The following is a 12,254-nucleotide window of genomic DNA, read 5'->3' as shown; positions in this document are numbered from 1 at the left end:
ACGAGATGCAAAATTACACAAAAACAAAGAAAACGTCAATTTCTATATGATTTCAATAGAAATTGACGTTTGTTTCTAGTTGGAGTTACCTATGTCTTCAACACTTATTTAAGGTTATTCGTTTCATTTATTTAGCACTTCGAATTGTTCGTAACATCAATACAATAAAGTATGCAATCAAGCCAAACAATAGTGTGATAAATAAAGCATGTAGTAAAGCAACCAATAAATTGACTTCAGTAATAATAGATAAAGCTCCTGTAATTACTTGTAAAATAATTAAAATAAAGGCAGCAGTATAACCGAATCGAATGGTACGATTCTCTTTATAATTATTAATTGCATGAATAAATGTAATTAATATCCATATAAACGCAATTAAAGCCATGCCTCGGTGCGTAAAGTTTACCCAATCTTGCACATTATGAGGTATTAAATCATTAAACGGTAGAGGCCATTGTCCATAAGCTAAACTTGCTTCTTTATGTCTAACTAAGGCACCAGTATAAATTGTTAGATAAACAATGACAGCCATTATCCATGTATAAATTCTTAGAGGCTTACGAATAAATAATTCATCAGCTTCATATTTATGGTCTACTTCAAAGATGATTAAAGTTAAGACAAATACTGAAGAGAACGAAATTAATGAAATACCAAAATGTAATGCAAGAACATAAGCATTTTGTTGCCACATTACCGCAGCTGCACCAACAAGTGCTTGTATGAGTAAGAAACCAACACTGATGATACATAAAGGTTTAACTTCCTTGATGTAACCGAGGTGTTTCCAAGCTACGATTACTAGCCATAAAACAATAATTAAAGATAATCCAGATACAGCGCGATGGCTTAGTTCAATTATCGTTTGTATAGGTAAATTTTGTGGTAAGAAAGCGCCATGACATAATGGCCAGTCTGAACCACAACCATCTGCTGAACCAGTTTTGGTTACTAAAGCTCCTCCGAGTTGTACAAATGCCATAATTATGGCTGCTAACACAGATAACCATTTAAGGTTTTTTTTGTTAAACAAGAATTAACCCCCCACATATAAATAAAACTCAAATAAGAGATGGAATAGAGTTGAAGTGAAAGTTAAGCACAATATTTCACTATTATTCATAATCTCTTGAAATTGATTTCTTTCTTTTTAAATAAAACTTAATTATCATTATAACAAGAAATGCACTTCTAATTGTGTCACAAAAATGACTATTTGTGAATGTCGATAAAGTGTCACAAATAACTTTATATAAATGTAGTCAATGACCATAAATTGATATATCATTGTATTATATGGAAAAATTAGGAGGGAAATTATGAACAAAGAACAAACTTTGTCGCATAATTCTAGCCGTGTAACTTTTAAAGAGTTACAACAAATTATTAAAATGGGGCTAGTTCAAGGTAATTTAATACCAGCTTTTGCTGGTTCATGGCTTGCAATTGTGTTGGCAAATCATTCCTTCCTCTCGTCAATACCACAGATTTTAATGATGTTGGTAGGCTCGACGTTAATTATGGGGGGCGCTTGCGCTTTAAATAATTACTATGATCAAGATATTGACAGTATCATGCCAAGCAAACAACAAAGACCAACGGTGAACGAAAGAATTTCAAATAGAAATTTATTATTACTTAGTTTTGGAATGATGCTCGTAGGGGAAGCATTTTTATTTGCTTTAAATGTGCCATCAGGCGTAATTGGATTACTAGGTATTGTTGGATATGTATCATTTTATTCCATTTGGTCTAAGCGCCATACGGTTTGGAACACAGTAATCGGGAGTTTCCCTGGTGCCGTTCCGCCATTAATTGGTTGGACAGCAATAGAAGGTAATATTAGCATGGTCGCAGTTGCATTATTTTTAGTTATTTTCTGTTGGCAACCGATACATTTCTATGCTTTAGCGATTAAGCGTAAAGATGAATATAGTATGGCTCATATTCCAATGCTTCCTTCTGTTAAAGGGTTTAAACGGACAAGAGTCAGTATGTTTATTTGGCTCGTATTTTTATTGCCATTACCATTATTATTAAGTAATCTTGGTACAACATTTATTATATTGGCCTCACTATTGAATCTTGGTTGGCTATATTTAGGTTTAACAAGCTTTAAAAAAGATTCAGACCAAACAAAATGGGCTACAAAAATGTTTATCTACTCTTTAAATTATTTAGTAGTATTTTTTGTACTCGTTGTTGTTGTCTCGTTAATAAAAATGTTCTAATAAATAAAAATAAGGATGGAATGTATGAATTTACCAATCTTACCTACAATCAGCACAAGTTTTATAGTTATTAGTGCGATCCTTGTTGCAATAGGATGGCGTAAAATTTGGAAGAGAAAAATCGAAAGCCATAAAAAAGTGATGTTAACGGCAGCTTTTTTTGCCCTTGCGTTCTTTATTATCTATGCTTCAAGAACAATATTTATTGGGAATACTGCTTTTGGTGGTCCAGATTCTATTAAGATTTATTATACAATCTTTTTAATCTTCCATATTAATTTGGCCACAATTGGTGGTATCTTGGGTCTTGTACAAATTATAACTGCTTTCAAAGAGAAATTTAAAATTCATAGATTTGTAGGACCAATTGCATCAATTATTTGGTTTTTCACCGCAATCACTGGTGTAGCGGTATATATGCTACTTTACGTTTTATATCCAGGCGGAGAAACAACGTCGTTACTTAAAGCAACTTTTGGGTTATAAAGCATACTATATTAAGCGTTAGTTATTCGGGAATAAAAGAGTTTGGACTTAGTCATCCATACTCATAATAAGAGGGGACAGGATAGAAATCATACTTTTCTAGAATAATTTTGTTATCCTACTCTGATAAATACAAGTATGGTTAAAAGTGCAGAGCTTAGGCTAAAAGGTTATCTGGCACGAGATTATATATAAGTCTCATTAGCATTAAAATTATTACACGAGTTAAATACTTGGATAAGTATTACTAGTTCTTTATTGTATATACCATATTTGTGGCCGAGACATCATTGATGTCTCGGCTTTTTTTAGGTTATGAGATTTTATTTGAACATTAACTTAAGGCGTCAGTTTCAATTTAGTTAATATTTTATTCTCATAAAAGGTGTTGGTAAGACGGATTAAAGGATAGTAATCCTTCATACAAAACAGAAATAATGAGTGTCAATAACCCCTTAAGATAAATACCGTTTTAAACGTTAGCAGTTAAAGAGTCATCGATACCTAATAAACCATAAGGAATTACCTTGATAAAGTAATTCACTGCCCTTATAGCCTGAATATAGCCCAATAACAATAATCCAACCTGGTTTAGTCATCATTGTTAAGTTATGTTCAGTAATAACTATAGTATTATTTTACCCAATTAAATGATCAAAGCAAGCTAAAATAATAGGAACACCTACTGAAATGTTTTTTAAGTTAATTTTTGCCCCATATATACGAGTCATTGATATATGCATCGCTCCTTAGTGAGCACTATACCCAAGATTTGGTTGTGTATCATTTAATACCTAAATATTGAAAGTTGGTTCAATTCATTGTAAAAAGATTGTTACAAAAGGAGAAATTTATGGAGATGCCTTGCTTGAATCAATCATAAACATGTACAATGAACCAAAGAATACTATAGGTGGATGAGCGATGAAAAAACTAATAATTAAAGTTATTGGTGTATTGTTATTAATTTGTTTTATAATTTATTTATTTTACTCACCGCGTTTAAAATTTGATGTTTTGGAAAATCCGAATAAGGACACGCCAAAAACAACTCAAAATAAAGATTTTCAAAAGCAAAAAACGACAAGTGAAAATCCAAAACTTGAAAAAGGTGTAGGTACATGGGTGGGACAAGATTTACATAGTTTAACTGACAAATATGGACAAGCAGATAGGGTTTATTCATATAAAAAAGGTTTTAAAAACTACGTATTTAAACAAAAAGATCAATATTATCTGGTGACGACTAGAAAAAACAAAATAAAATCTGTTTATGCAACTGGTAAAAACGCTAGCGTTAATCCAGTGGAAATTGGAGATAAAGCTTCTAATGTATTTGAAAAATTCAGTATAAATCCAGAACCAACAATCAAAGTAGATGGCAAAGCATATGAATTAGAGCTTTCTGATGCAGATATGAAAACACAGACGCTTATCAAATTTAATGACGTTTATGCTCAAATCTATATTGACCAACAAGACAATGAAATTGTCGGTGTACGCTATTTAGATAGTGAGGCATTAATGGCGTTTAAACCATACCAAATGATCACTGCAAAAGAAGATAAAAAAGTGAAAAATAATTATAAAGAAATACCTTATGAACAAAATGCTAATCAATTGATGACATTATATGAAATAACAAATGAAATGAGAGCATTAAAAGATGCAAAAACTTTAAAAGTTAATAATGATTTAGCACATATTGCTTCATATAACTTGTACGAAGCAATCGACACTGATAGTGTAGAATTTACAGAAGAAGCATTAAAACAGAAACTTGATGAACAAAATATATCTTTCGTTTCGACAAGTCAAAATGTTGGTTATGATTTCAATGAAGTGCCAACATTAATTCACAGTTGGTTAAACTCAGATATTCATAGATCGCGAATGTTAAATTCCAAATACAATGAAATGGGCGGCGAAGTATCTAATGGTTACTATACGATTATTTTCATTGAAGATAAGTAAGGAGTGTCACTATGATAACAGAAGAAACATTGACTGTACTTGATGATATCGAGAGTTTAAGTGATAAAATACTTGACTCACGTTTATATCAAGCATTCAAATTAGCTGAGAAGTATTTAATGGAAAATGATGAGGCTCATTTACTATACCAAGCTTTTTTAAAATCAAAAGAAGCATACGATGAAATTATGAGGTTTGGGAAATATCATCCGGACTATCAAAAAGTTATGTTAGAAACACGTAAACGTAAACGTGCTTATGAAATGTTGCCAGTCGTTATGGACTATAAACAAAAAGAAGTAGCGTTACAAGATTTAATTGATGAAGTCATCGTTAAAATTGCGTATGCAGTATCTGAAAATGTAAAAATTGAAACAGGAAATCCGTTTTTCCAAAAAGATGCGAGTGGTTGTGCTACAGGTGGTTCTTGTAGCTGTTCTTTGTAAACGTAAGACATTGTGTATCTATTAATGACGATAAAAGCTGGGAAACCAAACAGGTAACCCAGCTTTTATATAATTTATTTTAGTATGTGTTTTTAAAACGTTCTGCTAAATCCGGTCTGTCAGTGACTAAAGTGTGAGCGCCGTTTACGATTAAATCATTCATTAAATCTAAATTGTTTATGCCATAATATCCAGGTACAATATTTCGTTCATTTAACCAGCTAATAAATTTAGGAGAAGTCAATTTGATACCTTTGAATGTGACTGGCATTTGGAAGGTATGGGCTTGTGGTTGGAACATATTACCAAGACCTAAACTGAATTTTAAGAAACCTTCAGCAACTTCATTTTGGCTTGCACCTATAGCAATTGTGTCGTTACTTCCTTTTTTAAAACGTTTCACTTGTTCACTATGAAAACTAGTAACTAAAACACGATTTTGCGCATTATTTCTAACAATTATGTCATAAATGATGTGAGGTACAAGCTTGCCTTCGCTACTTTGTGGCATATCTTTAAGGTCTACATTGACGAGTGAGTTTGGATATGATTTTAGCAACTCATCAAATGTTAAGACCTTGGCACTTAAATGATTACGATAGGGCTTTAAACCATTCACATCTGTAAAATGGTAACCAGCATCCAATTGTTTTAACTCATCTAAAGTATGTTCTGCTACTTTTCCTGAACCATTTGTAGTACGATCAATTTCTGCATCATGAAAAACGATCAGTTGTTGATCTTTGGTTAATCTAACATCAATTTCAAATCCATCAATTTTATGGTTAATCGCGTTATCAAATGCAAGTTTGGTATGTTCTGGCATAACTGCCATGCCACCACGATGCGCAAATATATAAGGCGCCGGTTTAGAGAAGAAGGAAGGGACTGCCTGATTATTTGGCATACCTTTATATTTAGAAACGAAAATAGCACTGCCGACTAAACCAACTGTAGCTAAAAACGCACCTTTAATTAATTTATTAAATGTTGTCATGCGCAAATCCTCCTTGGTTTAAGTATATTAAGTAATATAGCAAATGTTAGCTTTACTTCAAAATAATTGTTATTTATTAATTGAATTAGTCGTGATATTATAAAGTGGCTAATAGATGGAGTGATAATATGGATATTGTATCTAGAACAAGTTTAATCATATATTTAAAACATATGAAACATGAACGCCAAATTAGAAAATTTGGCCATATTGTAAGTACAAATAAACAACAACGTTATGTTATTATGTATATAAATGAAGAAGAAGCTGATAGTATTGTAGACAAACTAATGAAATTAAAATATGTTAAAAATATTGTTGGCTCTCCTTATAAGTATTTAAAAAAAGAATACCCAAAAGAACAACATGAATTTACATAAGAATAAGTTATTAAATTAATTGAATTATTTTATAAACAAAACAAAGTCACAATAGGTTTAAGAACCAGTAAGGTGACTTTGTTTTGTTTACTATTATTCTAGTGGAGGAATCCATCTTTCTATTCTTAATACACTGATTAAATAATTGAAATAAATACTATGAGAGTGAAATCTTTCAGGTGGTTGTACATCAATTTCTTTTATCTCAAGATTAAATTGTGCTGCTTGTTTGTTAATCATATTGAACTTTTTGTTAGGCTCAGGATATGGATATTTTAATGCATTTACCATAATATACATAGCTTGAAAATGTTTGTCGCTCGTTGGTTTCATAATAATAGCGACTGAAGATAATTTTTTATCAAAAGTAGGGGTATGAAAATAGACAATATAATCTATCCGTGTATGGTTATATTCAATAAGTGTTATAAATTCAAATAAATCTGTAAGACCTTCACCTAATTTTATAAATGATTGTTTCATCTTGCTCCTCCTTATCATGCAATATGTATTATATAAAAATAAAATCTAGAATGGAAGTGTTTGTAAAATGAGAGTGATTTCTGGAATTCATAAAAGTAAACCCTTAGAAAGTTTAGAAGGACGTAATACAAGGCCTACTATGGATAAAGTTAAAGAAGGCATTTTTAATAGTTTGCACGAGGTCTCTGGCGTCGGTTTAGATTTATATGCTGGAAGCGGTGCTTTGGGTATTGAAGCATTGTCTCGCGGTATGGAAAAAATGATTTTCGTAGACCAAAATTTCAAGGCTATAAAAATTATAAAATCTAATCTTCAAAATTTAAAAATTTCCAATCAAGCAGAAGTATATAAAAATAATGCTGATCGGGCTCTTAAAGCACTTTCAAAAAGAGAAATCCAATTTGATGTTATTTTTTTAGATCCCCCTTATGAAAAAGGTTTGATTGATGAAGCATTAGATGGAATTGCAAAGTTTAACTTATTGAAAGAAAATGGTATTATCGTTTGTGAGTTCAATCATAAAGAAAAGATTGATACAAAATCATTTCATATGATAAAAAGATATCATTATGGATTAACAGACACTTTGTTATTAGAAAAAGGAGATTAAAATGTCTACAACTAAAGCAGTCATTCCAGGAAGTTTTGATCCAATTACATATGGTCATATTGATATTATTGATAGAAGCGCGGATCGTTTTGATGAGTTGCACATTTGCGTTTTGAAAAACAGTAATAAATCAGGAACTTTTTCAATTGATGAACGTATCGAATTGATTGAAGAATCAGTGAAGCATTTAAATAATGTTACTGTACATCATTTTAACGGTTTGCTGGTTGATTTTTGTGATGAAATCGGTGCTCAAACTATTATCAGAGGGTTGCGAGCTGTAAGTGACTTTGAGTATGAATTAAGACTTACTTCGATGAATAAAAAACTAAACAGTAACGTAGAAACAATGTATATGATGACAAGTACAAACTATTCCTTTATTAGTTCTAGTGTGGTAAAAGAAGTGGCTGCATATAAAGCTAATGTTTCAGACTTTGTACCAGAACATGTCGAAAAAGCATTAAATAAAAAATTCAAAAAATAATGAAAAGCTGGGGCGTAAAAGTATGTCTCAGCTTTAAATATAGTCTGTCTAATAATCATTTTATAGAAAGCATTTGTAAATTAGCTTTTGAAACAAAATATTAATGTCTGGAGTATAATGAAATGTGACGCGTAACATGGTAATTTGGCTTTGTTCCTTATACTTTGATATAGAAACACGCAATTTGGCGTAACCGTAAAACAAGGGGGAGACGAACTATTACGAACAATATCATTTCGAATTATAATTCGTATTTCATATTTAAAAAGATAAGTGAAATTCTACCTCGACTTTCTCTAGATGAGGTAGAATTAGAAGAATGGAATCAAAGCTATGAAAGCTTTAACTTTATATTTAACCGCGTTTCATTTAAAAGTAGAATGGCTAAAAAAACACCAAAAAAAAGCGGTTATTTTGTGGCAGTCTGGCATAAAAATAGCGAATATGAAAACGAACCTTTCGATTTTTATGAAATGAAAGATAAATTAATCGTTAATATATTAGATGGAAATCAAAAAGGACAATTTATTTTTTCGAAAGAGATCCTTGCGAAAAAAAGTATTATTCGTACTGATTATTCTATAGGTAAAATGGCCTTTCGTGTATATCCAGATTGGGAAACTAATTTAAATAAGGCTGCAACGTTAACCCAAAAATGGCAAAGTCAATATTTTATTGACTTATCTGATGGATTAAGTGAACAAGAAATAAAGGCACAAAACGTAAATAAATATTTAGAATAATTGTTGACATTAGCAATATCTTCGATTAAACCAAAACGTGTATTTATATCAATTTCTATAAAGACGACATTTAATGTAAGCGCTTGATATATTGTGTTTTTAAGTTATTAGTATTTCGGAGATATGGAATTGTTTCCGAAAATGTGACATCTCTCTTGTTCTGGTTTTTATATAAAATCTCCTTTTTTTATAATATATTAAAAAAAACGACGAACGTATGAACACTTAATCGTTTCATAGTGTTGTTAGCTTAATTTTAAATACGTATCACTGGGGTGTTGAAATCTGTTTCTGGTCGATGAGAAAGCAAATTATAAATTTCAGTAGTATGTATTTCTTGTTCAAATAAACGCGCATTTTGTTGGTTTATTTGCGTTATATAATTACGATTTGGAAATTTTTGTTTTAAGTATTTTAAATAGTGTTGTCCTTTTTGAGACATGCCTAAAACGCGGACAGCAGAAATGGTATCGAATTGATGTTGTTTTTGAAAATTGAGTAAGATATTCATTAATAAGCGCTGGATATGCGTATATGTATAACGTTTTGTTTTTATTAATGACATCAAATGTTCAAATGATGTGGCATGTTTAATTTTTTCTAATATTCGATTTTCTAGGCCCTCGCTCATGGTATAGATGTTTTTTAAGGAGCCTGCGGTATGACTTAAAATCGCATATTTAATATATGGAAATGTATCGTCAACAGATGTGTGTGGTTCTTGATAAAGATGGTGTATTGAATGAGGGACGACATGTTTCCATTGTTCGTCATATGCTTGTATTGCATTACGAATTGACGTACCACTAGCAAAATTTAAATTTGAGATATCTTGATCATGATGATGGCTGTTTTCTCTTGAAATTGTCCAAGCTTTAATATGAGGTGCAATCTTTTGAATTGCGCGCATGTAAGAAATGCCTAAAGTATTATTTGGGGAAGATAACAGCGTATTATCATTTACAAGTTCACTTAATATCCTAGGATAACTCTTACCTTCTTTTATCTTTTTAAGAAACAGGGAAGATTGTTCAACTTGATTGATATCTCGTAAAAACGCATTAAATGAATCTATGTCTCCTGATTCGCTTCCAAAAGATAAGTGATCTGCATCAACATAATCTGCAATTTGAACAGCTGACGTTGCAAAATATTGGCCAGCTGATAGTGCAGCAAGGGCAGGTAATTCAATTACTAAATCTACAACGTTTAACGCCATCTGTGTGCGAATAAATTTATTATATATAGCTGGTTGTCCCCTCATTACAAAGTTACCACTCATAATCGCAATAGAGACTTCAGAGTCGGTTATTGACTTTGATGTCTGGGCATGGTATAAGTGACCATTGTGGAAAGGATTATATTCAGTGATTAGTGCAACGCTTTTCATTTGCAATTCTCCCTTTCAGAACTCATTATAGATATTGTATCAGATTAAACCGTGTTAAGAAAAAATCTTGACAACTTTTGTCTATAAAGTTAAAATAAATTTTGTGCTTGTTAGAGGTGAAGCCATATGAAATGGTCAATAACACAATTAAGAAAATTCCAAGATAAACCATTTGAGTTCAATCAAACGGTGAATTTTGATCATTTAGTAAAATCATTAGATTTAATAGATCTATCTGATATTGATGTTGAAGGTGAGCTAACTGTCAAATCAAATGAAGTCATTGCAGACATGCATATTACTGGAACGTATACGATGGCGTGCGCACGTACATTAGTGCCAGTTGAAGTGCCTATCGATATTAAATCACAAGAAATTTTTGATTTAGAAGGTTATGAGTATTTAAGTGATGACGAAGAAAATGATGAGCATTATCATGATGCTTCAGACGGCATGATTAATCTAAAAGATATTGCTGAAGAACTTGTTATTGTAGAAAAGCCAATGCGTGCTTTTGCTAATGATAGCGATCAGATGTTACGTGAAGGTAATGGTTGGGAAGTTATTGACGAAGAAGAAGCGGTTGAGCTTGCTGAAGAAGAAACTAAGCAAATCGATCCTAGGCTTCAAAAACTACAACAATTATATGACGAAGAGCAATAGCGGATTTAAATAATTTATAGTATAATAGGTTATTGAGTCTGAAAACAATTATTAGTGTATGTATATAAGGAGGATATATCATGGCAGTACCAAAAAGAAGAACGTCAAAAACTAGAAAAAATAAACGTCGTACGCATTTCAAAATGTCAGTACCTGGTATGACAGAATGCCCAAATTGTGGTGAGTACAAATTAAACCACCGCGTTTGTAAGAACTGTGGTTCATACAAAGGTGAAGAAGTAGTATCTAAATAATTTCATTTATTTATGGGCTTATTGATAGCCGAAAATTAATCGTTCATTAATTATTCACATGATAATTTTTGAGCGATTTTTTTAATACTTATAGACACTATATTCAATTGATAGGTTGTGTGACTGTTGACGCAAATAAATGCTCAAATGATTCTGGCAAAAATTGAAAACAATGAAATTGATTGGTTATATGAGCATTTTAGTGATTATTTTCAAGAAGTTTCTTCTTATGATGAGTTAAAAAAATTGTTGAAATCGTATAACGCAATTAGATATAAAAATAAATTATTTAAACATATTCAACTCAATTATAGAGAGGAATACATATGGTTTGACGAAAAGATGGCCACCGGTATTAGCGTAACGCTAAATAAATATAATGAAATAATTGGTTTTGTTCTTACCCCAATTAAAAATATAAAAGGAATTAAAAATATAAAAGGAATTAAAAATATAAAAGGAATTAAAAAATCAAAATGTTATTATACGATTCCTGTTCAAAATGCTTGGTTTGTATACGCTGGTGGTGAAAATGAATTGCTCAATCATCATTATCCATACAAAAACCAACGCTATGCACTTGATTTGGTTTTAACAAAGGCAAATCGTAGCTACCACGGTAATCCTAATTTATGTGAAAGTTACTATAGTTACAACCAAATTATTGTTGCTCCTGCTGACGGCATTGTCGTCAAAATCATAGATGGTATACCAGATGCAACGCCAGGAGAAAATAACATGAAACATCCCGAAGGTAACTACGTTATTATGAAACATGCAAATAATGAATATAGTATGATTGCGCATATTAAACCACATTCATTTAAAGTTAACGTTGGAGATTGTGTTACGAGAGGGCAATTTATTGCTAGAATTGGTAATTCGGGTAACGCAATGGAACCACATGTACATTTTCAGATTATGAACCAATGTAATACTCAATTCGCTAAAACTTACAAAATTAAGTTAATCAATGGTACTTCGCCTGAAAAAGGTGATATAGTAAGTTATACTGATGATAATATGATATTAAAAAATAAGTTCAATTTTGCTACTAAATTTAAGAAATTAAGTTCAAATATGATTCATATCTTTAAAAATTAAAAT

The 12,254-nt window shown here is 31.2% G+C and carries 15 protein-coding genes; 11 read left to right on the top strand and 4 right to left on the bottom strand.

The features are described 5' to 3' along the window. Positions 1 to 127: 127 nt before the first annotated feature. On the bottom strand, positions 128 to 1,036 hold the full coding sequence (locus tag BJG89_RS09600) for a COX15/CtaA family protein (RefSeq protein WP_096810382.1): 909 nt from the start codon (positions 1,034 to 1,036) through the stop codon (positions 128 to 130). A gap of 286 nt (positions 1,037 to 1,322) precedes the next feature. On the opposite strand from BJG89_RS09600, the gene cyoE reads away from it, so the two are divergent. The 4 genes from cyoE (at position 1,323) to BJG89_RS09580 (ending at position 5,140) form a co-directional block, all read left to right on the top strand. Further along, positions 1,323 to 2,234: a heme o synthase gene (gene cyoE, locus BJG89_RS09595; RefSeq protein ID WP_096810381.1), complete on the top strand. Its 912-nt coding sequence runs from the start codon at positions 1,323 to 1,325 to the stop codon at positions 2,232 to 2,234. Between the two features lie 24 nt (positions 2,235 to 2,258). Further along, on the top strand, positions 2,259 to 2,720 hold the full coding sequence (locus BJG89_RS09590) for a DUF420 domain-containing protein (protein ID WP_096810380.1): 462 nt from the start codon (positions 2,259 to 2,261) through the stop codon (positions 2,718 to 2,720). Between the two features lie 924 nt (positions 2,721 to 3,644). Next, complete coding sequence (locus BJG89_RS09585) at positions 3,645 to 4,694, top strand: CAP-associated domain-containing protein (protein WP_096810379.1); 1,050 nt, start codon at positions 3,645 to 3,647, stop codon at positions 4,692 to 4,694. Between the two features lie 11 nt (positions 4,695 to 4,705). Continuing rightward, positions 4,706 to 5,140 carry a YlbF/YmcA family competence regulator gene (locus tag BJG89_RS09580; RefSeq protein ID WP_096810378.1) on the top strand — a complete coding sequence of 145 codons (435 nt, stop codon included), beginning with the start codon at positions 4,706 to 4,708 and terminating at the stop codon, positions 5,138 to 5,140. 79 nt (positions 5,141 to 5,219) lie between these two features. On the opposite strand, the gene BJG89_RS09575 is transcribed toward BJG89_RS09580, so the two are convergent. Next, positions 5,220 to 6,137, bottom strand: a complete 918-nt coding sequence (locus tag BJG89_RS09575) for a lysophosphatidylglycerol phospholipase D (protein ID WP_096810377.1) — start codon at positions 6,135 to 6,137, stop codon at positions 5,220 to 5,222. Positions 6,138 to 6,265: 128 nt separating this feature from the next. Here BJG89_RS09575 and BJG89_RS09570 point away from each other — a divergent pair, with 128 nt between their 5' ends. Further along, on the top strand, positions 6,266 to 6,517 hold the full coding sequence (locus BJG89_RS09570) for a YlbG family protein (RefSeq protein WP_096810376.1): 252 nt from the start codon (positions 6,266 to 6,268) through the stop codon (positions 6,515 to 6,517). Positions 6,518 to 6,610: 93 nt separating this feature from the next. On the opposite strand, the gene BJG89_RS09565 is transcribed toward BJG89_RS09570, so the two are convergent. After that, positions 6,611 to 7,000: a DUF7147 family protein gene (locus BJG89_RS09565; RefSeq protein WP_096810375.1), complete on the bottom strand. Its 390-nt coding sequence runs from the start codon at positions 6,998 to 7,000 to the stop codon at positions 6,611 to 6,613. 67 nt (positions 7,001 to 7,067) lie between these two features. Between BJG89_RS09565 and rsmD the strand changes: the two genes are divergently transcribed. The 3 genes from rsmD (at position 7,068) to BJG89_RS09550 (ending at position 8,840) form a co-directional block, all read left to right on the top strand. Next, positions 7,068 to 7,610 carry a 16S rRNA (guanine(966)-N(2))-methyltransferase RsmD gene (gene rsmD / locus BJG89_RS09560; RefSeq protein WP_096810374.1) on the top strand — a complete coding sequence of 181 codons (543 nt, stop codon included), beginning with the start codon at positions 7,068 to 7,070 and terminating at the stop codon, positions 7,608 to 7,610. A gap of 1 nt (position 7,611) precedes the next feature. After that, complete coding sequence (gene coaD / locus BJG89_RS09555) at positions 7,612 to 8,097, top strand: pantetheine-phosphate adenylyltransferase (protein WP_096810373.1); 486 nt, start codon at positions 7,612 to 7,614, stop codon at positions 8,095 to 8,097. A gap of 182 nt (positions 8,098 to 8,279) precedes the next feature. Next, positions 8,280 to 8,840, top strand: coding sequence for a MepB family protein (locus BJG89_RS09550; RefSeq protein WP_325051521.1), 561 nt, complete (start codon positions 8,280 to 8,282; stop codon positions 8,838 to 8,840). Between the two features lie 256 nt (positions 8,841 to 9,096). Here the strand turns inward: BJG89_RS09550 and BJG89_RS09545 are convergent, their stop codons facing one another. After that, entirely contained in the window at positions 9,097 to 10,230 is a 1,134-nt protein-coding gene (locus BJG89_RS09545; protein WP_096810371.1) for a nucleotidyltransferase, read from the bottom strand. 126 nt (positions 10,231 to 10,356) lie between these two features. On the opposite strand from BJG89_RS09545, the gene BJG89_RS09540 reads away from it, so the two are divergent. The 3 genes from BJG89_RS09540 (at position 10,357) to BJG89_RS09530 (ending at position 12,251) form a co-directional block, all read left to right on the top strand. Then, on the top strand, positions 10,357 to 10,893 hold the full coding sequence (locus BJG89_RS09540) for a YceD family protein (protein ID WP_096810370.1): 537 nt from the start codon (positions 10,357 to 10,359) through the stop codon (positions 10,891 to 10,893). A gap of 80 nt (positions 10,894 to 10,973) precedes the next feature. Then, a complete protein-coding gene (rpmF, locus tag BJG89_RS09535) occupies positions 10,974 to 11,147 on the top strand; it encodes a 50S ribosomal protein L32 (RefSeq protein ID WP_096810369.1) in 174 nt (57 codons plus the stop codon). A 126-nt stretch (positions 11,148 to 11,273) separates the two neighbouring features. Further along, a complete protein-coding gene (locus tag BJG89_RS09530) occupies positions 11,274 to 12,251 on the top strand; it encodes a M23 family metallopeptidase (protein WP_096810368.1) in 978 nt (325 codons plus the stop codon). The last annotated feature ends 3 nt before the right edge of the window (positions 12,252 to 12,254 follow it).

Source organism: Staphylococcus nepalensis (genome assembly GCF_002442935.1).
In the GTDB taxonomy this organism is placed as follows: Bacteria; Bacillota; Bacilli; order Staphylococcales; family Staphylococcaceae; genus Staphylococcus; species Staphylococcus nepalensis.
The sequence above is the reverse complement of the archived record's forward strand: the minus strand, read 5'-3'. Positions and strand labels throughout refer to the sequence as shown.

Bases quoted from the DNA above. Each gene is read 5' to 3' on its own strand.
- cyoE (WP_096810381.1), top strand. From the start codon at position 1,323: ATGAACAAAGAACAAACTTTGTCGCATAATTCTAGCCGTGTAACTTTT.
- BJG89_RS09590 (WP_096810380.1), top strand. From the start codon at position 2,259: ATGAATTTACCAATCTTACCTACAATCAGCACAAGTTTTATAGTTATT.
- BJG89_RS09585 (WP_096810379.1), top strand. From the start codon at position 3,645: ATGAAAAAACTAATAATTAAAGTTATTGGTGTATTGTTATTAATTTGT.
- BJG89_RS09580 (WP_096810378.1), top strand. From the start codon at position 4,706: ATGATAACAGAAGAAACATTGACTGTACTTGATGATATCGAGAGTTTA.
- BJG89_RS09575 (WP_096810377.1), bottom strand. From the start codon at position 6,137: ATGACAACATTTAATAAATTAATTAAAGGTGCGTTTTTAGCTACAGTT.
- BJG89_RS09570 (WP_096810376.1), top strand. From the start codon at position 6,266: ATGGATATTGTATCTAGAACAAGTTTAATCATATATTTAAAACATATG.
- BJG89_RS09565 (WP_096810375.1), bottom strand. From the start codon at position 7,000: ATGAAACAATCATTTATAAAATTAGGTGAAGGTCTTACAGATTTATTT.
- rsmD (WP_096810374.1), top strand. From the start codon at position 7,068: ATGAGAGTGATTTCTGGAATTCATAAAAGTAAACCCTTAGAAAGTTTA.
- coaD (WP_096810373.1), top strand. From the start codon at position 7,612: ATGTCTACAACTAAAGCAGTCATTCCAGGAAGTTTTGATCCAATTACA.
- BJG89_RS09545 (WP_096810371.1), bottom strand. From the start codon at position 10,230: ATGAAAAGCGTTGCACTAATCACTGAATATAATCCTTTCCACAATGGT.
- BJG89_RS09540 (WP_096810370.1), top strand. From the start codon at position 10,357: ATGAAATGGTCAATAACACAATTAAGAAAATTCCAAGATAAACCATTT.
- rpmF (WP_096810369.1), top strand. From the start codon at position 10,974: ATGGCAGTACCAAAAAGAAGAACGTCAAAAACTAGAAAAAATAAACGT.